The organism is Vibrio sp. McD22-P3 (genome assembly GCF_021568915.1).
Taxonomy (GTDB): domain Bacteria; phylum Pseudomonadota; class Gammaproteobacteria; order Enterobacterales; family Vibrionaceae; genus Vibrio; species Vibrio mediterranei.
In genome coordinates this window covers 12790-37964 of sequence record NZ_JAKGTN010000027.1, presented here as the reverse complement: position 1 = coordinate 37964, position 25175 = coordinate 12790, and the positions used below count along the sequence as shown (strand labels likewise).

Annotated in this window: 20 protein-coding genes; 9 read left to right on the top strand and 11 right to left on the bottom strand. The window is 45.2% G+C overall.

Features of this window, described 5'->3' with window-relative positions; translation table 11 throughout:
* The first annotated feature begins 125 nt into the window (after positions 1 to 125).
* The 5 genes from L2W36_RS23855 to L2W36_RS23835 all read left to right on the top strand — a co-directional run bounded on the left by L2W36_RS23855 (position 126) and on the right by L2W36_RS23835 (position 9509).
* Complete coding sequence (locus L2W36_RS23855; protein WP_236111778.1) at positions 126 to 1550, top strand: 6-phospho-beta-glucosidase; 1425 nt, start codon at positions 126 to 128, stop codon at positions 1548 to 1550.
* A gap of 294 nt (positions 1551 to 1844) precedes the next feature.
* Positions 1845 to 4985 (top strand): bifunctional proline dehydrogenase/L-glutamate gamma-semialdehyde dehydrogenase PutA, encoded by a 3141-nt coding sequence (gene putA, locus L2W36_RS23850; RefSeq protein WP_236111777.1) that lies wholly within the window; start codon positions 1845 to 1847, stop codon positions 4983 to 4985.
* Positions 4986 to 4996: 11 nt separating this feature from the next.
* Complete coding sequence (locus L2W36_RS23845) at positions 4997 to 5686, top strand: 1-pyrroline-5-carboxylate dehydrogenase (protein ID WP_038227657.1); 690 nt, start codon at positions 4997 to 4999, stop codon at positions 5684 to 5686.
* Between the two features lie 80 nt (positions 5687 to 5766).
* A complete protein-coding gene (gene putP, locus L2W36_RS23840; protein ID WP_062462949.1) occupies positions 5767 to 7260 on the top strand; it encodes a sodium/proline symporter PutP in 1494 nt (497 codons plus the stop codon).
* Between the two features lie 239 nt (positions 7261 to 7499).
* The gene (locus L2W36_RS23835) at positions 7500 to 9509 is read left to right on the top strand and encodes an alkyl/aryl-sulfatase (RefSeq protein WP_006069675.1); all 2010 of its coding nucleotides are present in this window, start codon (positions 7500 to 7502) and stop codon (positions 9507 to 9509) included.
* A 69-nt stretch (positions 9510 to 9578) separates the two neighbouring features.
* On the opposite strand, the gene cydX is transcribed toward L2W36_RS23835, so the two are convergent.
* The 11 genes from cydX to xylB form a co-directional block, all read right to left on the bottom strand.
* Positions 9579 to 9683, bottom strand: coding sequence for a cytochrome bd-I oxidase subunit CydX (gene cydX, locus L2W36_RS23830; protein WP_006069674.1), 105 nt, complete (start codon positions 9681 to 9683; stop codon positions 9579 to 9581).
* Between the two features lie 13 nt (positions 9684 to 9696).
* The gene (cydB, locus tag L2W36_RS23825) at positions 9697 to 10833 is read right to left on the bottom strand and encodes a cytochrome d ubiquinol oxidase subunit II (protein ID WP_236111776.1); all 1137 of its coding nucleotides are present in this window, start codon (positions 10831 to 10833) and stop codon (positions 9697 to 9699) included.
* 9 nt (positions 10834 to 10842) lie between these two features.
* Positions 10843 to 12423 carry a cytochrome ubiquinol oxidase subunit I gene (locus L2W36_RS23820; protein WP_038227661.1) on the bottom strand — a complete coding sequence of 527 codons (1581 nt, stop codon included), beginning with the start codon at positions 12421 to 12423 and terminating at the stop codon, positions 10843 to 10845.
* Between the two features lie 66 nt (positions 12424 to 12489).
* Entirely contained in the window at positions 12490 to 13089 is a 600-nt protein-coding gene (locus L2W36_RS23815; RefSeq protein WP_236111775.1) for an HvfX family Cu-binding RiPP maturation protein, read from the bottom strand.
* 1 nt (position 13090) lies between these two features.
* A complete protein-coding gene (locus L2W36_RS23810) occupies positions 13091 to 13798 on the bottom strand; it encodes an HvfC/BufC family peptide modification chaperone (RefSeq protein ID WP_236111774.1) in 708 nt (235 codons plus the stop codon).
* A complete protein-coding gene (locus L2W36_RS23805) occupies positions 13791 to 14657 on the bottom strand; it encodes a DUF692 domain-containing protein (RefSeq protein ID WP_124941631.1) in 867 nt (288 codons plus the stop codon). Before L2W36_RS23805 ends, L2W36_RS23810 begins: the two co-directional genes overlap by 8 nt.
* Entirely contained in the window at positions 14645 to 14959 is a 315-nt protein-coding gene (locus tag L2W36_RS23800) for a hypothetical protein (RefSeq protein ID WP_198559339.1), read from the bottom strand. Before L2W36_RS23800 ends, L2W36_RS23805 begins: the two co-directional genes overlap by 13 nt.
* On the bottom strand, positions 14949 to 15905 hold the full coding sequence (locus tag L2W36_RS23795) for an MBL fold metallo-hydrolase (RefSeq protein ID WP_236111773.1): 957 nt from the start codon (positions 15903 to 15905) through the stop codon (positions 14949 to 14951). Before L2W36_RS23795 ends, L2W36_RS23800 begins: the two co-directional genes overlap by 11 nt.
* 261 nt (positions 15906 to 16166) lie before the next feature.
* Entirely contained in the window at positions 16167 to 18155 is a 1989-nt protein-coding gene (locus L2W36_RS23790; RefSeq protein ID WP_216610697.1) for a substrate-binding domain-containing protein, read from the bottom strand.
* Positions 18155 to 19678: a sugar ABC transporter ATP-binding protein gene (locus L2W36_RS23785; protein ID WP_171393327.1), complete on the bottom strand. Its 1524-nt coding sequence runs from the start codon at positions 19676 to 19678 to the stop codon at positions 18155 to 18157. Before L2W36_RS23785 ends, L2W36_RS23790 begins: the two co-directional genes overlap by 1 nt.
* A gap of 360 nt (positions 19679 to 20038) precedes the next feature.
* Positions 20039 to 21517, bottom strand: coding sequence for a xylulokinase (gene xylB / locus L2W36_RS23780; RefSeq protein ID WP_236111772.1), 1479 nt, complete (start codon positions 21515 to 21517; stop codon positions 20039 to 20041).
* 171 nt (positions 21518 to 21688) lie between these two features.
* On the opposite strand from xylB, the gene L2W36_RS23775 reads away from it, so the two are divergent.
* The 4 genes from L2W36_RS23775 (at position 21689) to L2W36_RS23760 (ending at position 25152) form a co-directional block, all read left to right on the top strand.
* Positions 21689 to 22729 carry an alcohol dehydrogenase catalytic domain-containing protein gene (locus tag L2W36_RS23775; protein WP_171389312.1) on the top strand — a complete coding sequence of 347 codons (1041 nt, stop codon included), beginning with the start codon at positions 21689 to 21691 and terminating at the stop codon, positions 22727 to 22729.
* 4 nt (positions 22730 to 22733) lie between these two features.
* Positions 22734 to 23588, top strand: coding sequence for a tagatose-bisphosphate aldolase subunit GatY (gene gatY, locus L2W36_RS23770; RefSeq protein ID WP_236111771.1), 855 nt, complete (start codon positions 22734 to 22736; stop codon positions 23586 to 23588).
* A gap of 16 nt (positions 23589 to 23604) precedes the next feature.
* Positions 23605 to 24027 (top strand): L-fucose mutarotase, encoded by a 423-nt coding sequence (fucU, locus tag L2W36_RS23765; protein ID WP_006070253.1) that lies wholly within the window; start codon positions 23605 to 23607, stop codon positions 24025 to 24027.
* Between the two features lie 99 nt (positions 24028 to 24126).
* Positions 24127 to 25152 carry an aldo/keto reductase gene (locus L2W36_RS23760; protein WP_006070252.1) on the top strand — a complete coding sequence of 342 codons (1026 nt, stop codon included), beginning with the start codon at positions 24127 to 24129 and terminating at the stop codon, positions 25150 to 25152.
* Positions 25153 to 25175: the final 23 nt, after the last annotated feature.

Sequence of the window (25175 nt, the reverse complement as noted above, 5' to 3'; positions counted from 1 at the left end):
AACTTTTAATGTTGTGAACAAGAGCACATCCAGTTAAAAAACTTAATTACAGCCGAAATGAGGCTGGCATAGTGTTGATAAAATGCTAGCTCATCGGTTCACGATGTACTATTTGAGGGGTAACAATGTCGGTATTTCCAGAGAACTTTTTATGGGGCGGAGCTATCGCTGCTAACCAAGCTGAGGGTGGGCACCTAGAGGGCGGTAAAGGCCTAACTACGGTCGATATGATTCCGTACGGTGACAATCGTATGCCAATTAAGCTGGGTCTACGTGAGCAAGTAGCGCTCGATGAATCGGAGTTTTATCCAAGTCATGGAGCTATCGATTTCTATCATCGCTATAAAGAAGACGTCGCGCTATTAGCGGAAATGGGCTTCAAAGTGTTCCGGACTTCTATTGCTTGGGCAAGAATTTTCCCTAAAGGCGATGAGCTAGAACCTAATCAAGAAGGGATTGCTTACTACCAAGATCTGTTCCGTGAATGTCAGAAGCATGGTATTGAACCTCTTGTTACCTTATGCCATTTCGACGTGCCAATGCACTTGGTGAACACATATGGTTCATGGCGCAGTCGTGAAATGATTGGTTTTTTTGAGCGTTATGCTCGCACTTGTTTTGAAGTATTTGATGGTTTGGTTAAGTATTGGCTCACATTTAATGAAATCAACATCTTGCTAGCAAGTCCATTCTCTGGTGCTGGCCTGCTATTTAAAGAAGGTGAGAATAAAGAGCAGGTGAAATATCAAGCGGCGCACCATGAGCTTGTGGCAAGTGCTCTAGTGACCAAAATCGCCCATGAGATTAACCCTGATAACCAAGTGGGTTGCATGTTAGCGGGTGGCAACTTCTATCCGTACTCCTGCAAACCTGAAGATGTCAAAATGGCGCTTGATAAAGATCGAGAGAATCTATTCTTTATTGATGTCCAAGCCAGAGGCTATTACCCATCTTATGCTCAAAGAACGTTCCGCGATAAAGGTGTAGAACTTGAGATTCATGACGGCGACTTGGAGATTCTAAAGCACACTGTGGACTTTATTTCTTTTAGTTACTACGCCTCTCGTTGCGCTTCCGCTGATATGAATAAAGGCAACACCAGTGAAGCCAATGTCGTGAAGTCGGTTCGCAATCCACACCTTGAAGCCAGCGATTGGGGCTGGGTTATTGACCCTCTCGGTTTGCGTATCGCCATGAATACCCTTTATGATCGTTACCAGAAGCCGTTGTTTTTAGTAGAAAATGGCCTTGGAGCCAAAGATGTGGTGGAAGCGAATGGCGAGATTAACGATGACTATCGCATCGACTATCTGCGCGCTCATATCAAAGCGATGGGAGAGGCCATTGAAGATGGTGTGCCTTTGATGGGGTATACGCCTTGGGGGTGCATTGATTTGGTCGCCGCATCCACTGGAGAAATGAGTAAACGCTATGGTTTTATCTACGTTGACCGTGACAACAAAGGTAATGGTACGTTGAAGCGTTCTCGTAAGAAGTCGTTCTTCTGGTACAAAAAAGTGATTGAATCCAACGGTGGAGATTTGTCATAACCTCCGTTTCTCATTGGTGATTATGAAGGGGTGCCTATGTGCATCCCTTTTTTGTGTTTTAAAACTGAGGGGAATGTTTAGCGAGAACGAAACAATATGTTAATTTGGTTGCAGATTGTAACGGCTCATTTTGTCTAACTCGATGTGACCTTGTATTAATTTTGTTAATAAGCGTAGAAAACAGCAAAAAGCTCGGAGTTTTTGACAAGTAATTCCTTAACACTCAAAATACACTGCCTGCCATTGTAGTAGTCCAGTCGTCTTTTGCGGCTGAGTAGAGATTGAGGAACACACATGTTTACAGCAACAGATGTGCTAAAAACGGAGTTTGTTGAGCAGCCGCTTGAACAGCTCTGGTCACTGATCTCTCCACTTTACATGGTGGATGAGTCTCAATGGTTGAAACAGCTTTTACCTCTGGCGACGCCGCAAGGCGATGAAGCCCAGCAAATCCCACAGAAAACCACCGAGCTTATCGAAGCCATCCGTGCCGATAAAAATGCCATTCAAATGATTGATGCTTTGCTGCTTGAGTACAGTTTAGATACTCAAGAAGGCATTTTGCTGATGTGCTTAGCAGAAGCGTTAATGCGCATTCCTGATTCTGCAACAGCTGATGCGCTTATTCGCGACAAACTGAGTGTCGCTGATTGGAAATCTCACCTGAAAAATTCTGACTCTGTGTTTGTCAATGCGTCAACATGGGGTCTTATGCTGACGGGCAAAGTTGTCGGGCTTGCTGAGTCTGAATCACAAAGCCCAGCAAAAGCAGTGAACCGTTTAGTCAACAAGTTCTCAGAGCCTGTGATTCGTAAAGCCATGTATCAGGCCATGAAGATCATGGGGCATCAGTTTGTTTTGGGCCGCAGCATTGGTGAAGCTCAGAAGAATGGCAAAAAGATGCGTGATCGCGGTTTTACCTACTCTTATGACATGCTAGGTGAAGCGGCGCTCACTAAATCTGATGCTGACAAGTATTTCAAAGACTACCTGATGGCGATCGAAGCAGTAGGCAGTGATAAATACGGCTTAGATACTAGTCCAGCACCATCAGTTTCAATCAAGCTGTCGGCACTTCACCCTCGTTACGAAGTCGCTAACGAAGAGCGTGTGCTGACTGAGCTTTGCGATACGTTAACTCAGCTTCTCACTCGAGCGCGAGAGCTGGATGTGGCGATTACGATTGATGCGGAAGAAGCTGACCGTCTTGAGCTATCACTTAAATTATTTGAGAAAGTGTATCGTAGCGACGTGGCTAAAGGGTGGGGCAAGTTTGGTCTGGTGATCCAGGCTTATTCTAAGCGTGCACTTCCTGTTTTGGTTTGGGTTAACGCTTTAGCGAAGCAGCAAGGCGACCTGATTCCACTCCGCTTAGTGAAAGGTGCGTATTGGGACAGCGAAATCAAATGGTCTCAGCAAGCGGGCTATGATGCGTACCCTGTCTATACCCGTAAAGAAGCGACCGATGTTGCATACCTAGCGTGTGCTCGATTCCTATTGAGTGAAAACGTGCGTGGCAATATTTTCCCGCAGTTTGCGAGTCACAATGCACACACAGTGACGGCCATTGCGACAATGGCTCAGCACACCGATTACGAATTCCAGCGTTTACATGGTATGGGTGATTCACTTTATGACCATGTGATGGATACGCATAAACAGCCAGTACGAATCTACGCACCAGTGGGTAGTCACAAAGACTTGCTGCCATACCTAGTGCGTCGTCTGTTGGAAAACGGTGCAAACAGCAGCTTCGTCCACCGCCTTGTTGATGCGCGTTGTCCTGTTGACAGCTTAACTGTTCATCCGGTAGACGCATTGCTTGCCAATGACACCCTACACAACGCTAATATTGACCTACCTCCCGCTATTTTTGCCGATCGTAAAAACTCCGTGGGTGTGAACGTTGATATTGAGAGCGAAGTGAAAGACTACGAGCACAAAGTTGAAGTGTTCCGAGCTAAGCAGTGGCAAGGTGCTCCGATCATTAATGGTCAATCGCAATACGAAAGCATGATCAAGGAAGGTGCTAACGTTGATACGATCACTGCGCCTTATGATCGCCGTCTTGTCGTGGGGCAAGTGGCTATGGCTAACCTTGATCATGTTTCCGAAGCTATCCGAGTAGCAGAGCAAGGTTTCAATAGTTGGTCGCAGACGCCATATGTTGAGCGTGGTCAGTGCTTACTAACACTGGCAGACAAGCTAGAAGAAAATCTTCATGAGTTGGTGGCGATTTGCCATCAGGAAGCGGGTAAGACCATTCACGACAGTATTGATGAAGTGCGCGAAGCGGTCGATTTCTGTCGTTACTATGCGAAACAACCACATATTTTTGAAACGCAATCGGTACTTGGCTTTGACGGTCAGTCAAAAACATTGACACGCGGCGGACGAGGTGTGTTTGTTTGTATTAGTCCGTGGAACTTCCCACTGGCGATTTTCCTAGGTCAGGTCACGGCAGCATTGGTTGCGGGTAATACCGTTGTGGCTAAACCTGCGGAGCAAACTTCTCTTATCGCTGTACGTGCTGTTGAGTTAATGCTTGAAGCAGGCTTCCCTGCTGATGCGATTCAACTGATTACAGGACGCGGTGCTGATGTAGGTCAGGCGTTAACCTCGCACCCAGCGATTGCTGGTGTTGCCTTTACTGGCTCTACGCCAACGGCCCAGCGCATCAATAGCACGCTTGCAGCACGTCAAGTTGCGCCAGTACCATTTATTGCAGAGACCGGCGGTCAAAATGCGATGATTGTTGACTCGACCGCACTGCCTGAGCAAGTCGTTCGCGATGTTGTTCGCTCTGCCTTCGCTTCTGCCGGACAGCGCTGTTCTGCATTGCGTGTTCTGTTTATTCAAGAGGACATTGCGGAGCGTGTTATTAACCTGATTCAAGGCGCAATGGATGAGCTTAAAGTGGGCTTGCCATATCTGCATGCTACCGATGTGGGCCCAGTAATTGATGCCAATGCGAAGCAAAAACTACTGGCACATATTGATGCGATGGCAAAACAAGGCAACAAAGTGGCGCAACTGTCGCTTGATGCTGAGTGCCAAGAAGGGGATTTTGTACCGCCTTGTGCGTTTGAAATTTCTGATATCTCTGTGCTAACGGAAGAACATTTCGGTCCTATTCTCCATATCGTCCGCTTCAAAGCATCTGAACTACCAAAAGTGGTTGATAGCATCAACGCCACAGGTTTTGGCTTGACGCTAGGTGTCCACAGCCGTAATGAATCGACGTACGAGTGGGTGGAAAAACACGCTCGAGTGGGGAACTGCTACATCAACCGTGATCAAGTCGGTGCGGTGGTAGGGGTTCAACCATTTGGAGGACAGGGTCTCTCCGGAACTGGACCAAAAGCAGGTGGCCCACACTACCTATATCGCTTTACTGATGTCATTAACGCCAACGCTAATCAAGCGGCGAAATAAGGAGAAAAATCATGGTCAATAACGCAACTATTTTCTCCGATGTTTTGACAGCATGGGAAGGTTGGAATCTTAGTGATTTTGCTGAGCAACGTGAGTGCTTACTTTCTGCTCAGCGTAATATGAATGAACTGAACGCTACGCTCGCTAGCGTGATGGCATTCCATATTCAACAAGCTAACGTGTTATTAGCTAACCCGCATGTGATGCCAGGGCCAACGGGTGAAACCAATGAGCTTTATGCGGCGGGGCGTGGTGTGGTTTTAGTGGTTCTAGAGAGCGAAGAAGCACAAGCTAAGATCGCGGCAATGGCGCAAATTACCGCAGCACTTATCGCTGGTAATGGTGTCATTGTTTGTTCTGGTAACGACAAGTTTAATCAAATTTTAAAATCGGCAGTCGAGCGTTCTCAACTGCCTACTAACCTAGTTCAATTTGTGGCTTTAGAAGAAGCTTCCACCTTTATCGAGTTCGATGTACGAGTGGTTGGTCTTGTTGGCTCTAAAGACACTGAATGGCAGGTTAACCATCAACTGGCTAATCGCGATGGAGCGATAGGTCTTTTGGTGTCTGAGACGGATTTGGCGCTGCTGCCTGTGGCGCACGATCCGAATCTCGTGTTGAGGTTCATAACAGAAAGAACAAGAACCATCAATATTACAGCAGTGGGGGGCAACGCTACTTTGCTTGAGCTTGGTAGCTAGTGACATAAGGTTACGGACCCCTACCAGCCTCCAATATCACCGTTATGTTGGAGGCTGTATTCTAGGATGAGGAAATAATAATGATTCAAAATAGCTTCGCTATTACAACTACTTTCATCGCTTATTTGGCGTTGATGCTCGCTATCGGTGTGATTGCTTACAAGCGCACGGCCAATTCTAGCGACTACTTTCTAGGTGGTCGTTCATTAGGACCATGGCCAGCGGCTTTGTCTGCAGGTGCATCGGATATGAGTGGCTGGTTACTGCTAGGTCTTCCTGGCTATGCGTATGCAGCAGGTATTGAAGCTTTCTGGCTTGCTGGCGGCTTGCTGGTAGGTACATGGCTAAACTGGCTAATCTGTGCAAAACGACTACGTACTTACAGTATTACTACTGACGCACTGACCCTGCCTGAATATTTGTCTCGTCGTTTTAACGACAATTCAAAAGTGATTCAGGTTGTATCTGCGTTCTTCATTTTGCTTTTCTTCCTTTTCTATACCAGTTCTGGTCTAGTGGCAGGTGGTAAACTGTTTGAAACAGTATTTGGCTTGGATTACACCATTGCCGTCATCATCGGTACGGTATGTGTTGTCTCGTACACGTTATTCGGTGGCTTCCTAGCAGTATCTTGGACTGACTTAGTTCAGGGCCTGTTGATGGCAGCGGCACTGATGATTGTTCCTGTGATTGGTATGCAAGGTGGGTTCGGTCAGCTAACGTCTGATCTTGAAGCCATTAACCCAGAGCTTCTTACTCTATGGAATGACACGAAAGGCCAGCCGCTATCTGCAATCGCTATCATCTCTCTAGTGGCATGGGGTCTAGGTTACTTTGGTCAGCCACACATCCTCGCGCGTTTTAAAGCATCTCGTTCAAACAAAGACTTAACGACTGCTCGTCGTATTGCTGTCGTTTGGTCTGCGTTGTCTATGCTTGGTGCAATGCTAGTGGGTGTTGTAGGTCTGGTTTACACTACAGGCACTGGTGGCGATGTACTGGCAGATGGTGAGAAAATCTTCATGTTACTAGTTAATGCGCTATTCCACCCAGTAGTCGCTGGTATCCTTTTGGCTGCAATTCTCGCGGCTATTATGAGTACAGCGGATTCTCAGCTATTGGTGTCTTCGTCGGCGTTGGCAGAAGATTTCTACAAGCAAATCATCAACAAAGATGCGACATCTGAGCAAGTAGTGATGGTAGGTCGTGTCGGTGTTATCTTATTGTCAATTATCGCACTGGTTCTTGCGATGACTCCAGACAGCTCGGTACTTGGACTAGTGTCTTATGCGTGGGCTGGGTTCGGTGCTGCCTTTGGTCCTGCAATCCTACTAAGCCTATACTGGTCTGGTATGAACCGTAATGGCGCTATCGCGGGTATTTTAGTTGGTGGTGTGACTATCGTAGTTTGGAAGCAGCTAACTGGCGGCATCTTCGATATCTACGAAATCGTTCCTGGGTTTATCCTATCTTGGATTGCGATTATGGTAGTTAGCTCAATGACTGGTGGCCCAGACAAAGCGGTTCAAGCTCAGCATGAAGCATTTGAGAAGAACCTAGTCGAGTTAGACTAATCACCATCTTTGTGATTTAGCATAGTTAATACATCAAATGGCCCTCAGTTACTGAGGGCCATTTTTTAGTTCTATTAATACAGAAAAGTGTATGCCACTCAGACAATTGAAGATAAATCTCAATAACTGAATCATATTTAATCGACTTCTAAATTCTGCACTATCGTTCAAGCGAATCGGTTTGATTAACATGCACCTCGTCAGCTTAACAAAGCAAAATAATTTTGAACGAGGTATCCATGAAACAGTCAACTAAAACGCTCTTCACACTCCTTCCGCTTACTATGGTTATGGCCCAGGCACTCAATGCCGCGCCATTAGATAGTTATGACTTCACTGCTAACTCAAAGGGTGCAACGTCATACACGGCAAAGGCCAACCAAGAGGTTTACAAGCAGTTAGACTTCAACAATAAAAAAGCGTTTGAAGAAGTAGATCGCGGCTTTATTGCTCCCCTAGATAATGGTGGATTCATCAAAGGTATTGCTGATGTGCCAGCAATGCAATTTGTGCAAGGTAAACAAGCGCCAGATACGGTGAACCCGAGCTTATGGCGTCACTCTCAGTTGGTAAACCGTGGTGGTTTGTACGAAGTGCTACCAAACAAAATCTATCAGGTACGCGGTAATGATGTGTCTAACTTAACCATCATCGAAACGGACAACGGCATCATTCTTTACGATATCGAATATTCACCAGAAACCATGAAAGCGGCTTATGAGCTTTACGCGAAGCATCGAGGCAACCGTCCGTTAAAAGCTATCATCATTTCACACTCTCACACCGACCATTATGGTGGCATTGAAGGTGTTATTAAGTCAGGTCTTGCATCTGAGGAAGATATTGCGAGTGGCAAGATTCCAGTATATGTACCACAAGGTTTTGTTGAGCATGCCGTAGGTGAAAACGTGCTGTTTGGTAACATTATGAGTCGTCGTGCTGTGTACCAATATGGCTTCCTGCTACCGAAAAATGAAAAAGGTATTACCACAGCAGCGCTAGGTCCGCTGGTGGCTGCGGGTGCTAATGGCTTGCCAACTACGGTTCACGAAATCACTAAGCAAAAAGAATCGGTTACCATTGATGGTTTGCAATTCGACTTCCGTTTGGTTCCTGAATCAGAAGCGCCATCGGAAATGGTCTTCGAAATCCCAGCTTGGGGTGCGGTTTCTATGGCTGAAGACGTTAATCACCTTCAACACAACATTTACACGATGCGCGGCGCTAAAACGCGTGACGCTGGTAAATGGGCGAAATACATCAATAATGCGATTGTTGAATGGCACGACAGTGCGAAAGTGCTATTTGGCCCTCATACATGGCCAACTTGGGGTAACGAAGAAGTCATTAACTACATGAAAGGTCAGCGTGATTTGTACAAAGCGATTAACGACCAAACCACTCGATTAGCTAACTACGGTTATCGTCCAAGAGATATTGCTAAGAAGATCGAAATCGCTGACCCGATCATGAAACAGTGGAACAACCGAGATTACTACGGCAACTTCGAAAACAATGTCATTGCTACCTACGTTAACAACCTAGGTTGGTTCGACGGTAACCCAGTGGAAATAGCTCGTCACACTGATGCAGATACCGGTAAGCGTTATGTTGAGAGCTTTGGTGGCGAGGATGTCGTGATTGAGAAAGCGCTGGATTACTACCAACAAGGTGATTATGCATTTACTGTTCAGCTGCTAAACAACATTGAGTCGTATAACAAAGACAACAAGAAAGCCAATTACTTGATGGCTGATGCGTTTGAACAACTAGGCTTCCAAGAGGAAACCGCGCTTAATCGCAACTGGTATTTGACGGCTGCAAAAGAGCTTCGTAACGATAACTTGTTGCCACAAGTTGTGAACTCAGCAGGTCCAGATGTGATTAAAGCCATTCCTTCTGATTTGATGATGGATGTGTTCGCAACACGTATCGTTCCTCAGAAGTCATTAGACGCAGGCCGAATTGCCTTTGATTTTGAATTAAACGGAGAATCATTTGGTGTAGAAGTCGAGAATGGTGTAATGAACTCAGCGCTGGATTATCACCCTCAAGATTCAATGGGTACGATCAAAGCCGATAACATGACGCTGTTTGGTATCATCAGCCACAAACTGACAGTAAAAGATGCCCTTGCTACTGGTGCGTTAAAAGTAACCGGAGACCAATCGGTACTGAACAAGTTTATGGGCGTTCTAGATAGCAATATCCCAGCAAACTTCAACTTGATTCAACCGCGTATGAACTAATCGTACAAAATAAGTAGACAAACGAGAAAGCCCACGTTGTCGTGGGCTTTTGTCTTTTCAGACAATGGATTAACCATCCATATCTTCTTTATTGCGTTGCTCTAACCACATCGCATTGATGACCCCGAAGGAGCATGCGAGCAACACACCTAGAACCCAACAGATATACCACATACGTTTTATCTCCCTAGTACAGCGATGTGCTGTTGTCTTCAATGAATTGCTTGTCGATTCGGCCGAACATCTTGTAATAACACCAAGTCGTGTATCCAAGGATTACAGGGACAACCACAACGGCGACCACTGAGATGATGCTGAGCGTTTTGTAGCTTGATGTGGCATCCCACAACGTCAAGCTGTGAGAAGGTTCTAAACTTGATGGAATAATCATTGGAAACAGCGCAATGCCTGCGGTCAATATGATGGTTAGAATTGCCAGACTCGAGCACAAAAATGCCCAGCCACCGCGCTTCGCCATGGACAGCAGCGCCGAGAAAAGTAGCAAAGCGCATGCCCCAAGGGGTACGATAAATAACGTAGGATATCGAACAAAGTTATGCAGCATATTATGGCTGACAACCGAGACCTCTTTGCTTACTGGGTTTGAAACGCCATTGGTATCGATAAGGCTTTGGATGATATAGCCATCTTGGCCATTGGCGATGACGCCACCGACAACGAACATAATCAGCGCGGTACACGCGGTCCACACTGCGATGGATCGAGCTCTTTCATTAAGCTCTCCCACCGTTTTTAGTTGCAGGAAGGTAGCTCCTTGAAGCAGAGTCATGGCCATCGCGACGACACCGCACACTATGGGGAGTGGAGTAAACAAGCTCCAAAATCCGCCCTTATAACTGATCATCAGCAATTCATTGAGCTCGAATGGCAGACCTACAAATAAATTACCAAAGCCAATACCAAATACTAAAGGTGGTACGAGACCACTGACCGTTAAAGCAATATCACAAGCGCGTCGCCATCTAGGGTCGTCAATTTTGTTTCGATAATCCATGCCAATAGGGCGTAACCATAGCGCGGCAAGAACCAGAACCAGCGCCAAGTAAAAACCAGAGAAAGCCGTAGCATAGACGGCAGGCCAGATGGCGAAAATCGCTCCCCCCGCAGTGATCAGCCAAACTTGGTTACCGTCCCAATGTGGCGCGATGCTATTGATCATAATCCTACGTTCAACATTACTTCTTCCGGCAATAGGCAGTAGCGCGGCGACGCCCATATCGAAGCCGTCCGCGATAGCAAAGCCGATGATCAGTATGCCGACGATCGCCCATGTGAAGAGGCGGAGTGTTTCATAGTCAAACATATGATCTCCTTATTTGTAGTTGTCTATAACATTGTCGAGTGAACGGTTTTGTTCGTGATAGTAACGCCCGGTTTTCAGTACACTTGGCCCGCGGCGGGAGAATTTCACCATCAAATACATCTCAGCGATAAGGAACAGGGTATAGAGCACGTAAACGGCTCCTAGCGAAATCCAAATATCACTGGCAGCCAAGTCTGAAGTGGCCATACTGACAGGCAGAACTTCACCAATGGCCCACGGTTGTCGGCCATACTCAGCGACAAACCATCCAGCTTCACAAGCTATCCATGGCAATGGAATCGCCCAAAGTACTGATTTAAGTAGCCATCGTTGGCTGCCGATTTTCTGACGGCAAACTTGAATAAACGAAAAGCCAATCAGCGCGAACATCAAGACGCCACACACCACCATAATTCTGAAGCTCCAGAACAGTGGTGCGACTTGCGGAATGGTGTCTTGTGTAGCCATTTTTATTTGTTGTTCGCTGGCATCAGAGACATTGGGTGCGTATTTCTTCAGCAGAAGGCCGTAGCCAAGGTCAGACTTAACGTCATTGAACTGAGCGATGTTCTCGGCGGTTTTATCACCATTTCTTAAACGCTGGAGTAAACCATAAGCGATCATTCCGTTGCGTATTCGTTGTTCGTTGATTGCCATGAGATCACTGATACCCAACACAGGTTTATCCAAAGAGCGTGTTGCGATAATGCCCATGAGATAGGGGATCTTAAGCGCATAATCGGTTTCCATGGTTTCTTGATTGGGAAGTCCGAAGACGGTAAATGAAGCTGGTGCTTCTTCGGTGTGCCATTCCGCTTCAATCGCTGCGAGCTTAACCTTTTGAACATCGCCAAGTTCATAACCAGATTCATCGCCCAGCAGAAGTGTGGAAAAGATGGCAGCCATGCCAAACGAACAAGCGATAGCAAATGAACGTTTTGCAAATGCTACGTCCCGATTTTTCAGCAAGTAGTAAGCGCTGATACCCATGATAAATAGTGCACCAGTGGTGTAACCTGCGGCGACGGTATGAACGAATTTCACTTGTGTCACTGGGTTGAAAATCACGTCGGTGAAACTGGTCATTTCCATACGCATTGTTTCAAAATTGAACTCAGCACCGACAGGGTTTTGCATCCAGCCATTAGCCATCAAAATCCAAAGACCAGAGAAATTTGAACCCAGTGCAGTAAGCCAAGTAACAGTGAGGTGTTGACGCTTACTTAACCGATCCCAACCAAAGAAGAACATCCCTACCAATGTCGATTCAAGAAAAAAGGCGACTAGTGCTTCAATCGCAAGCGGGGCCCCAAAGATGTCACCAACGTAGTGAGAGTAATAGGACCAGTTAGTACCAAATTGAAATTCCATGGTTAAGCCGGTTGCAACCCCGACGGCAAAGTTGATTCCAAAGAGCTTGCCCCAGAACTTGGTCATATCCTTGTAAATGGTTTTGCCCGTCATCACATAGACCGATTCCATGATGGCCAGCAAGAATGATAGCCCTATGGTGAGAGGCACGAATATAAAATGATACAGCGCGGTACTAGCAAATTGCAGACGCGACAGATCAACGACATCTGTTAACATAGCATCCCCTTCCCGCTACGAGCGTAGCGGGTAGAAATAGTAGAAAGATTGGTTTTTATTTGGTGATTAAGCGTTTGCAGGCTTGTTTAGAAAGGGCTTTTTTAGCCAGTAATCGAGGCTTAGATAACGACCACCGCCGTAGACAAAAAGCACCATTAACATCACGAAGTAGGTGGCAGCGAATTCCATACCGTTGTTGAGCATAACAGGGTCACCAAGTTCGGTGATGTAGTTGTAGCGGCCCGGAAAGTTTTCCGCTAACCAAGTGATAAAGCCGTTTAGACGAATGGTTGATTCCATACTCTCTGTCGCAATCGCATCCCAGCCATGTTTCCAATGCACCATGGCACTGGCCACACTCATCATAAAAATCATAGGAATCGCGATAATGCGAGTAAACAAGCCTAGGGCTATACAGATACACCCGACGACTTCAGTTGCAGCAGCGAGGAACGCAAGAAGTTCTGGAAATGGGAGGTTAAGTCCACCGTCTGCTACGGGGGCGCCAAACCAGGCAACCGTGCCTGCGAATCCCAGTACTTTAGAGCGCGCTCCGACATAGATAACCGGAACCAAGAAAAGACGAATAGACAGTAGAACCAAAAAGTCGATTTTTCGGCACTTGTCGATAAGGTTGTCATACCAAGTTAAGACTGACTTAATCATTTTATTCTCCTAGGGTGTTGATGTTTAACAGCCCGAGATGGGTGAAATGTTGTATCCAAAGACGTATATCGAAATCGGCGAGTTGAGCTTCAGTTTGTTGTTGGAATGTCTGTAAGCTCGAACAATATGAGGGCTGAAGGATCTGAATCAGCGCCACATCGATGGGCCGAAGTTTTTGTGAGACAACATGGTGTTGAGCGTTTCGAAATACCGCGTAGTAGTTTGATGGAGTGCTATCGGTTATTTGTATCGAGTGACTAGACACCTCAAAAGGCAACTCCACTAAGTGCAGAGTGGGATTGCAGCTCAAGGTGTATTGCTCAGGGTTCTGATACACAATGTCACTGCAAGACTCGATATTGATTCGAGCTTGGTTAATTTCTGCGCCGAAGGCGATCCACTCGTACTCAAGTACCATAAGGTCAAGTTGGTTGACCCAAGTACCATGCTGAATGAACTGCACGAACTCTGTCGCGATGTGATGAAACTCAGGTTCCATTGCACAATGCTGCAACAGAAAGTCTTCCACTAACTGAACCAAAGCTTGATGACCGACTCGCTCAACGAAAAAAGGAAAGGTATTGTTTACGACACCAAAAACGTTGTCGCGAATAAACTCACCGTATTGGCATCCCTCAGTGCGACCTAATCGTATCTTCTGCGCAAGTGCTTCAGTTTGCTGAAGCATCAGTCCTGGAGGGCTAAGCATAGAGGACCCCACTTTCAGACAGCTGGACTTGTCGTTCAGCAGCTTTGACAACTGCATGGATGTCTCGCAGCTCTTCGGTAAGGACTACAAGCGGCGGCACGTTGTGGTCTCTCTCTAACAGCAGTGGTTTGTTGCCGTGGAGGTTAAACACATAATGAGCCAATTCAATTACTGAGTCAGGGACGGGTTTGCCATGAGTATCGAGTAATGACTGATCGCTCTGCTGCAGATGTCCTGCAATGTGGTAATAGCGAATCGCGTCGCTCGGCAAGCTTTGCAGCATCTCATAAGCATCAAAACCGTGGTTGATGCTGTTGACGTAGACATTATTGATATCCAGCAGCATCTGACAGCCAGATTTCTCGATAAGCTCTGCAAAGAACTCGCCTTCAGGAATGTCGTTGTCATAATTGTGATAAAACGAGATGTTTTCGAGCACCAAAGGCCTAGCGACCACGTCTTGCACGCGTTGGATTCGAGAGGCTAGATAGTCGATATTCTCTCTGCTTCTTGGGATCGGTAGTAGGTCATAAAGATAGCCCTGACTGTCCCGAGAAAAACTCAAATGGTCGCTGTAAATCTCGATATCAAACTCATTAAGAAAACGGGCGACATCTTTCAGGTAGCTTTCGTTTAACGGCACGCAATCACCAATGGATAGACTGAGACCGTGAGCAACCAAGGGGTATTTGTCAGCGATTTGCTCCAAACGCTCCCGTTTTTCGCCACCAAGATTCATCCAGTTTTCAGGTGCGAGCTCGAGAAAGTCGATATCGGGATGCTTAGGCATGTCACTCAGCATATCCACATGCTCCATACGCAGACCCAATCCCTTGCTGGTGTTGGTTATTGTCCGCATACTCCACCTGTCACCTTACTGTTTGCTGATGTCACTGCGTCCGCAGGCGCATTGATACCTTGACCAGAGAGGCCGCACTTCCCGTCACGCGCGCGCACTAACTTATCTTGTGGATCGCTATCGAGCTCTTGTTTTTCAAAGCGTTTTTCGGTTCCACATTTACCTGCGGCACATTTACCGCCATGCTGTTCTGTTGGCTGAGCGGTAACAGGAGCTTCAGCAGATTCACTGATGGCAGCGAGTGCCGAGTTCATTGATACCAGTGAGCTGAGTGCGATTGATATAGCCATTTTATTGTTCATTTGAAGTCTCCTTGAAAGACGCCATTGGGAAGCTCGACAGATCACGAGCAGAGAATATTTTTCCTTTGTAGTACTTTTTCACGATCTCCACTGACTGTGCTTTACGCTTGAGGCCTAGCCCCATCCAGTGATTTAAAATCAGTAGCTTAGGATTAATTTCAGCGGCAATTTCCCCCACGGTCGAAGGTTTCGCATGCATAAACGATGAGATAGCATCGGCTTCTTCGTGAATGGCCATAGGCATTACTAGAATGTCAGCGCCTTTGGCAAAAGGAATGAAGGCGGGATTACTGCCATTTTGGTCTGCAGAAATAACAATGACGCCGTCCTCACTTTCAATTCGGTAGGCCAAAGTAGGTACATCTCCATGAGGGATGCCGAGTGCATAAACAGTAAGCCCATCTAATTCGTAGATTTTTTGTGGTGTGGTTTCTTGATAAGAAACATCGGTGAGGGTGATTGGGAACAGGCCATCTGAGCCATCATAAAGTCCATTAAGGTAAGCGTAAGCTCCGTGTTCCTGATTGAACATCGCATCCATATAGCCTGTTAAACTCGGGAATGCAGAACCAGCTTTTGGACCGGTGATATCTAGTGCGTCCTCACGTTCGAAAAAGTAAGCGCCTTTAAGCAGGGCAGGAAGATCGGCAACGTGATCGGTGTGGAAGTGAGTGATGGCTAAAAGATCGAGGTCTTCGAGTTTGCCTCCTGCTTGGCCAAATCGTAGGTAGTTACCACCACCCGCGTCAATCATGATTCTTGATTTGCCTTTCCACCAAATCAATTCTCCCGAAGAGGCGCGCATATCATCAGAGATGGGACCTCCAGAACCAAGGATTTGTAGGGTAAAGTCTTTATCTAGGGGTTCGAGATTGATTGCAAAAGATTGTGTCGCCCCAAGTGAGCAACTTAGCGCGACTGCCAGCGCTTTTATCGGCCATTTCATAACCATTTCCTATCGTTTTTGTCATCGACTACTTTTGGTCAAAGTGTGAAAGTGCAGACAGGTAATCATTAAGTTTGTTGATCTCTGTCAAAGCACGCCGATACGATAAGGAAAAATCAGGGTTAAGTATGTATGAATATATTTAATGTTACGTTTAGTTAATATGAACAAAAAATAGCAACGGACCTCCAGTTATCCTGTAAGGTCCGTTGTGCTTAGAGGTTGTTTTGTTGAGTCAAATTCAATTGTTTTTCAACAATTTTAGTAGAGAACGGCTTTCGCTTTGTCTGAGTCAATATTGTCTTTGGTTACATAAACAACACCAGTATCAATATAAGATGCGACTTTCTTTCCGCTCAGGATTTGAGAAACCGTTTCTACACCCATGTTACCCATGCCGTAAGAAGACTGGACAACGGCACCGTCTAACACACCATCACGAATAAATTGTTGGATATCTGAGTTACCATCAAAGGCGACCGCAACAATTTTTCCAGTGTAGCCGCGTTGTTGAATAGCACGTGCCATACCTACCGCTGTTGGTTCGTTAGAACCGAAAATGCCTACTAAGTCATTATTCGAAGCTAAGACGTCAATAGTTTGGTTTAGAGCGGTAACCATATCCGCATTGGAGTAGTAAGGACCGATAACTTCGTAACCTGCCGCTTCAATGGTTTCTTTAAAGCCACCGTCACGCTCCATAGCAGAGCCAGATCCAGCAGTAAAGCTCATCATTGCCACTTTGCCTTTCTTGCCATTGAGTGACTTGATCATTTTTTCTGCGGCAAGTTTCCCTGCTGCACGGTTATCAGTAGATAGGAAAGCTTGGTGATACTTACCGTCGTCATTAAGGCCTGAGTCGATAAGAGCAACAGGAATTCCTTTCTCCCATGCTGCCTTAAGTGCAGGTACTAATGCATTAGGGTCAGTAGGTGCAACTACAAGCCCAGATACTCCGCGGTTTAGTGCGTTTTGTATCATGTTGACCTGCTCATCAACCGCAGTTTCTGCTGCTGGTCCTTGGAAAGTGATGTTGTATGCAGGAAGCTCTTTAGAGGCATCAACTGCACCGCCTTTAACATTTTGCCAAAAGTTGGAGTTTTCCGTTTTGACAACAACCGCAATCTCTTTCTGAGCAGCAGTAGCATCAGTGGAGTGGCCAGCAAAGGCAAATGCGAGTCCCATCGCAGCGACAGTAGCAATCTTATTAACTTTCATATCTTTAACATCCTTTTTGGATTTTGTAGTAGGGTTTTTCACTTTTGTGGTTTGTTGCATACGGTATTGGTCGTACGCCACGGTAGCGATGATGACGCCACCAATTACGATTTGTTGAACGAAGAAGCTAACGCCATTCATATTTAGGCCGTTTCGCAGGACACCGATAATAAATGACCCGACAACCGCACCAAATACAGTTCCCACTCCACCCATCAAAGAGGTTCCACCGACCACGGCAGAAGCAATGGCATCAAGCTCTGCCATGACCGACCCATTTGGCTGTGCAGTAACAAGTCGACTCGCAATAATGACGCCAGCAAGTCCTGCTAAGAAACCAGAGGCGACATAGGCAGCGGTTTTGACTTTTTGAGTATCGATACCGGAAAGACGAGCGGCTTCTTCGTTTGATCCTATTGCGTATAGGTAGCGGCCAAGGCGCATTTTCGTTAATAGGAAAGAGAATGCTGCAACTACCAGCAACATGACGAGCACGGGATAAGGTATGCCTGCAAATTTAATGATTGGGAAACCATTCTCACCAATCTCAACCATGCGGAATAGTGCGCCATTACCTAAGTAAGAGAAGGACTCAGGCATCCCTGAAACTGGGGCTGCATTAGTGATGTAGAGTGCTACACCACGAGCCATCATCATCATACCTAGTGTTGCGATAAATGGTGGGAGGCGCAGTTTAGATACACATAGTCCGCTAATAAGACCACAGAAGGCCCCTGTCAACACTCCTACAGCCATACCCACGGGAACTGGCATTCCAGCATTTACTGCCATGGCCGCGGTAACCCCTGAGAGCGCCATAACTGAGCCTATGGATAAGTCAATGCCACCTGTTAGTATCGTCAACATTACACCGATACCTATAATAGTGATCGTTGATGTTTGAAGGCCTACGGTCATGGCATTGTCCATACTAAAAAAGTGTGGACTAGTGATGGAGAAAGCAATAATTAGTGCGAATAATCCGCCTAGCGATGCTAACTTCTGTAGCATATCCTTGTGTTTTTCGTTCATCACACTGCCTCCTCATATAGTGGGAACATGTTTTTAACTCCTGTTGCGTATTGCATAATTTCTTCTTGAGTCGTGGCTGCGGTTTCAAGCATTGCGGTCATCACTCCCTCTTTCATGACAATGACTCGATCAGACATACCTAATACTTCCGGCAACTCAGATGAAATCATGATGACTCCAATCCCATGTGTTGCTAGCTCATCTAAAAGTTCGTAGATGGCGTATTTGGCACCAACATCGATACCTCGAGTAGGCTCATCGAAAATCATGACTTTCGCATCTCTAAACAACCACTTACCAATCACTACTTTTTGCTGGTTACCACCAGAGAGGTTTCCAACCAACTGTTCGACGGTTGGGGTCTTTATTTGCATCTTGTCGATGTATTGATTCGCTGCGTCTACCTCAGCTTGATTGGATATTATTCCGAGATTCGAACTCACTTTGTCCATTGAGGCCATAGTTGTGTTCTCTCTTATGGACATTTTGACGGCAATGCCGTTTAGTTTTCGGTCTTCGGAGAGGTAGGCGACGCCGGCCTTGATTGCGTCAGAAGGAGTACGAATGACCTTCTTTTGTCCGTGGACGAAAAGTTCGCCGTCAGTGAGTTTATCGGCACCAAACAGCGCTCTAGCAAGCTCTGTACGTTTCGCACCGACTAAGCCTGTAATTGCTAAGATCTCGCCTTTACGAAGGTCGAAGTTCAATGGTTGGAAGACCCCTTCCCGAGCTACATTCATTACGGAGAAAATGAGGTCGTCTTGAATAACGGCTTGCTTTGGTGGGAAGTGATTATCCAGAGTTCTGCCAACCATTTTGGCAATGATCTCATCCATCGAAATTTCACAAAAACGATGGTTTGACACATACTGACCATCTCGGAAGATAGTTATATGGTCACATATCCGACGTAGTTCATTCATTCGATGTGAAATGTAGACGATGGCGACACCTTTGGCTTTAAGCTTATCGACCAACTCAAAAAGCGCATCGATTTCTTTATCCGTTAGAGCTGAAGTCGGTTCATCCATAATGAGAATTTCAACATCAAAGCTAAGAGATTTAGCAATCTCGACCATTTGTTGTTTTGCTACAGACAAAGTATTTACAATGTCCGTCGGCTCTACGTCTATATCGAACATCTCAAGTAGCTTCTTGGCTTCTGACCTCATGGTTTTATAGTCAATTAAGCCGTTCTTAAGTGGTTCTCGAGCGAAGAAAATGTTCTCTGCCACGGACAGATGAGGAATAAGGTTCAGCTCTTGGAAAATCATGGATATGCCGGCTTTTTGGGCTTCCAGAACAGAATCAAATGCGATCGTTTGCCCTTTATACTGAATATACCCTTCGTCAGCTTTATGTACGCCTATCAACACTTTCATTAATGTTGACTTCCCTGCTCCGTTTTCACCCATTAGGGCGTGCACTTCGCCTGCCCGCAATTGAATGTTCACGTTTTGCAGAGCTTGAACGCCGGTGAAAGCTTTCGATATGCCACTCATCGTGAGTAATGGACTGCTCATATTGGTTCCTTGCAAATTGGAAAGTTATTCTTCTCAGCAGGTGTACCTTCTCTGCTGACGATTTCCTTATGAACAAATAATATACTCGAAATATTTCGAATGGTAACGAAGTCTTACGATTATAAGGGGTCGATCACATAATTGATGACTGTCTCAACAAAGTAAACTGGGATACCACTAGTTTTTTGGATGTAAAGTTTTAATTTAAGTTTATGATTTATAATATAAATTATTTATTATTAGCAATGACTAGATAGTAGGTATTTTTTTAGGACTAAGAGAGATATGAAAGTGAGTTTGGCTTTTTTTCTTTCAAATAATTACGAGTGGCGAGTGCCACCCGTAACGTGACATAAGGAATTAGACAAATTGAGCCATATGACGGTTCAGGTGGTATTGGTATGATTCTGCTATTGTCCGGTAGGTTTGAACGTTTTTCGCAATTGGTGTGACAGACTTTTCCTCATCTACCTTAAGCGTATTCGAACATATGTCCGTTATCTGAGTGGGTTGATAAAGGTTTTCGTGAGCCCAACATGCTTGAATTGCAGCACCTACAGCTGCTGCTTCGGTCGAAACTGGACACCAAAGTGGTAAGTTGGTTACGTCCGATATCAGTTGCCGCCACATTTTACTCTTTGCCCCTCCACCTATCACACAGGTCTTATCAAATTTCACGCCCGCACTTTCTAGCACATTAGCTCCTAGTCCGAGGTTAAAAGTAACAGCCTCGACATTCGCTCTGAGCAGGTTTCCTGGTGTGAGGTTAGTAGCGGTGATTCCAAGAAGAGCGCCACTTGCATTAGGTACATTTGGTAGGCGAGCTCCGTTAAAAAACGGCAAACAGGTAAGGCCGTCAGCGCCAATAGGACTTGATTCGAGTAGGGTATCGAACTCACTGATATCACCGTTAACAAGGTTGAGGATCTGGTTGTTTGCAGTGGTGACGTTCATGGTGCTAGCGAGCGGTAAATAACCATTTGTCGAAGAGCAAAATGCGTTTAAATCTTTGTGTTCACTACTATCTACTTGCTCGAAACTGTGTGAAAAAAGGGTACCAGATGTGCCTAAACTAATAGTTAGCTGCCCACTTCCAACATTCCCCGTCCCTATTGCTGCCATCATATTGTCTCCTCCTCCTGAGGAAACGATGACATTGGTATTTAGCCCAAGTCTCTCAGCTATAGAAGGGTGCAGTGTTCCTACTATTTCTTGGGATTGCAAGATGTCAGGTTGCGCTAATTCATTATTGAACTTGATAAGGGTAAGTAGATCTTCACTCATTGACTTCGAAACTGTATCAAACCAGCCTGTTCCAGAGGCATCGCCCGGCTCTACAGTAAAACGACCAGTTAGACACCAATTAAGGTAGTCATGCGGTAGCATCATTTTGTGGATCCTGCGAAAGCTAATTGGGTCATTCTCCTTTACCCACAATAGCTTACCTAACGAAAATGCCACTGGAACTTGAATGCCTAATTTCTCTACTAAGTTAAGATCATGGGTTTGTGTAAATGCGCTGAGAGCAGCTTGGGGTCTTGTATCACACCAGAGCAAAGCGTCTCTAATCACTTGATCGTTTTGGTCTAATAACACCAAACCATGTTGTTGACCTGAAATCCCAATTCCCTTTATCGCTTTTTTATGTTGCTCGATCCCTTTAAATGCTTTGTCGATAGAAGCTATGAGGGCATCAAACCATTCTTCCGGTCTTTGCTCTCTTTGTCCCAATTGTTCCATTATTGTTGAATGTGGAGTGTAGCCCTGTCCCAAAATGCCACCATCTTGCCAAATGATCGCCTTCGTTCCTTGAGTGCCACAATCGATACCAATAAACATTTTCTAATCCTTTCTAATTTATTCGATTTGTGATCTAACACAAACAATACATGTAAAGTAGACGAAAATCGAAACTTTCAATTGAAATCCGTAACACATAATACATAAAATCATAAGCATTCGAAAGATACATGTAAGATTCTGAAACTGATTTAATGAAAAGGTATTGAGATGCTTAGTATTGCTGTTAAATCGAACAATAAACTTGAGATAGCCCAAATTTCAAAACCTACTTTGAAAAAAAGTTCGGTTCTTGTGAAGGTGCACGTCTCTGGGTTGTGTGGTTCTGATTTGCCAAGAATTTTCGATGACGGGGCCCATTTCTATCCGATTGTACTGGGACACGAATTTTCTGGGGAAGTCGTAGAAGTTGGAGAAGAGGTCAGTCAACTAAAAAACGGAGATAGAATTTCATGTGCTCCTTTAGTCCCATGTGGCAGTTGCCCTCAGTGTATGAATGGCCGATATAGCTTGTGTAGTGATTACAGCTTTATAGGATCGCGTGCACAAGGCGGAAACGCCGAGTTTGTAGAGGTTCCCGAGCAATGTTGTTTCTTGCTCGATGAGTCTGTGTCATCAATTCAAGGTGCTTTCTTCGAACCATTAACAGTTAGCCTTCACCCTATCCTGATGGCTGGTGGCGTTGAGGGTAAAGATGTGGTGGTGGTAGGTGTTGGTACTATTGGTTTACTGGCGGTGCAGGCCGTAAAAGCAATGGGAGCTGCCACTGTTACGGCGATCGATATAGCAGATGAGAAACTTTCAAAAGCTAAATCACTGGGTGCGGATTATTGTTTCAATTCACTGGACAAAGATATTCGCGAACAAATGCAATCGCTTCCTTTTGCTGGAGAGCATCAACTGATTTTGGAAACTGCAGGTAGTCCAGCTTCTGTCAAACAGTGTTTAAGCATCGCGAGCCCGAGAGCGACTGTTGCTTTAATTGGCACTCTCCATCAGGACTTAACTCTTACTCACCAGCAGTTTGGACAAATTCTCAGAAAAGAACTGACACTTTTTGGAAGTTGGATGAATTATTCCGCTCCCTATCCTGGAAAAGAGTGGGAAGTGGCTCGTGAGCTTTTCTCTAAAAATCTTATTGATACCCAATCACTATTAGATGGCGTGTATGAACCTTCAGAGTTCGTTAAACGCGTCGAAGCGCTGAACGGCAAAAGCCCAGATGGCAAAATACTTTTAAAGTGGAGCTAAGACAATGACTCTAATTCATACCAAATACTTGCTTGAGCAAGCTCAAAAATCAGGCTATGCAATCCCAGCTTTTAATATACATAACTTAGAGTCTGTTCATTGCGTTTTAGACACTGCTAAAGAGATGGACTCTCCGGTTATTCTTGCTGGAACGCCATCTACGTATCAGTACGCGGGTACACCTGAATTAGTGGCTTTGGTAGAAGCTGCAGCAAAAGACCGAGGTATGCAAGTAGCTTTGCACCTAGACCACCATACTTCTTTTGAAGATATCGAATACAAGGTAAAAGCCGGCATACGTTCGGCGATGGTAGATGGCTCCCATGCTCCATTCGAAGAAAACATCGAAATTACTCGAAAAGTTGTCGCTCTTTGTCATCGCTATGGAGCATCTGTGGAGGCTGAACTTGGTCAATTAGTGGGACAAGAGGATGACCTTATCATTGACTCCGTGGATGAACCCTACACTGACCCCGTACAAGCATTTGATTTTGCAAATCGCACTGGCATTGATTCTTTAGCTATTGCTATTGGTACTGCACATGGCCTTTATAAGGAAACACCGAAGCTAGATTTTGAACGACTCAGAGATATAGCCAGCCGAGTTTCCATTCCTTTAGTGCTGCATGGAGCATCAGGAGTGCCTTCAGATGATGTTTCGCGTTGCGTGTCTATGGGGATATGTAAAGTCAACGTAGCAACGGAACTTAAAATTGCCTATGCCGATACTTTAAAAGCTGTTTTTGAGGACGATCCTACTGTTAATGACTCTAGGGTATATAACATTGAAGCGAAAAAGGCGATGGCACGAGTTATTCGCCAGAAAATTGATATTTGTGGAAGTGCAGGTCGAATCTAAAGATAAGGAGTCAAAAATGTTGAAAAATATCAATCCTATCGTTGAACCAGAGCTACTTTTTATTCTCGCTAAAATGGGACATGGTGACGAAATTGTTTTCTCAGACATTCATTTTCCAGCCTATTCATGTGGAGACTATGTATTGCAGGCTAGAGGGTGTGAAGTGTCAGACCTTGTTGAGGCGGTTATCCCTTTGATTGAGCTCGACCAATATGTACCGGACAAAGTCGTAATGATGGCGACAGTTGGAGATGATGTTCACCCACCTGGGTTAATTGAAGAATATACTTCGAAGCTTCCGAATAATACCGAGATCTCATTTATTGATAGATTTGCTTTCTATGAGAGAGCGAAGTCCGCAAAGTGTATTGTAGTAACCGGAACCACTCGAAAGTACGGCAATATTATATTGAAGAAAGGTGTAACCCCTATTCTTTAGACGCAAACCTTAATCGCAGGTCGACAGTCAACAAAGACCAATCGGCAATGCCTTTACAAAATTGATATTGAGCTCAGATTGAGCATGGAGGACATAGCAATGACAGTAGCATATTCATACCAGCCGACAGTTGATATAGATAAAGTACCAACTAAAACACTGTATACGGGTCAAAAAATGCCGGCGGTTGGACTCGGAACTTTTGGTTCAGATCGTTTTGGGCCTGAAGAAGTATCGCAGGCAGTTTATGGTGCCATAAAGGCAGGGTATCGATTCTTGGATTGTGCCTCTATCTATGGGAATGAGGATCAGATTGGTGATGTTCTTAAACGCGCAATGAATGACTTCGGTATTGAGCGAGAGGAATTTTTCATAAACTCGAAAGTTTGGAATGACCAACATGATGATGTCATAAATGCATGTAAGAAGACTTTGAAAGACCTTCAAGTAGATTATCTCGATCTTTATATGGTTCATTGGCCGTTTCCAAATTTCCACCCTATTGGTTGTGACGGAGACTCTCGTAGTCCAGATGCTAAGCCATATATCCATGAAGACTTTATGAAAACATGGCGTCAAATGGAGCAACTTGTTGAAATGGGACTGGTTAAGGCGATTGGTACGTCGAATATGACCATAGCAAAAATGGCGTTGTTAATCAGGGATGCAAGAATAAAACCTGCAGTTAATGAGATGGAATGTCACCCATTATTTCAGCAAGAAGAGTTATATAACTATATGATTAATAACGATGTAGTGCCTGTGGGATTTTGTCCGATTGGATCTCCAACAAGACCTGAGCGTGATAAAACGGCGGAAGACCTCGTGGATATAGAGAATCCAGTTATTGTTGCTGCAGCTGAGCGCTTGGGGGTTCATCCTGCAATTGTCTGTATCAAATGGGCAGTGCAGCGAGGTCATGTACCAATACCTTTCTCTGTTGCCGAAGATCAGTATGTCTCAAACCTGAAATGTGTAACTGAAAATCCATTAACGGCGGAAGAATTGGAAGCAATATCAAGAATTGATGCTAATAACCGTTTGATTAAAGGCCAAGTTTTTTTATGGGAAGGCGCTGATAGCTGGGAACAATTGTGGGATTTAGATGGTAATATTTCCGCATAGTTTGTATTTATATATCATTTACA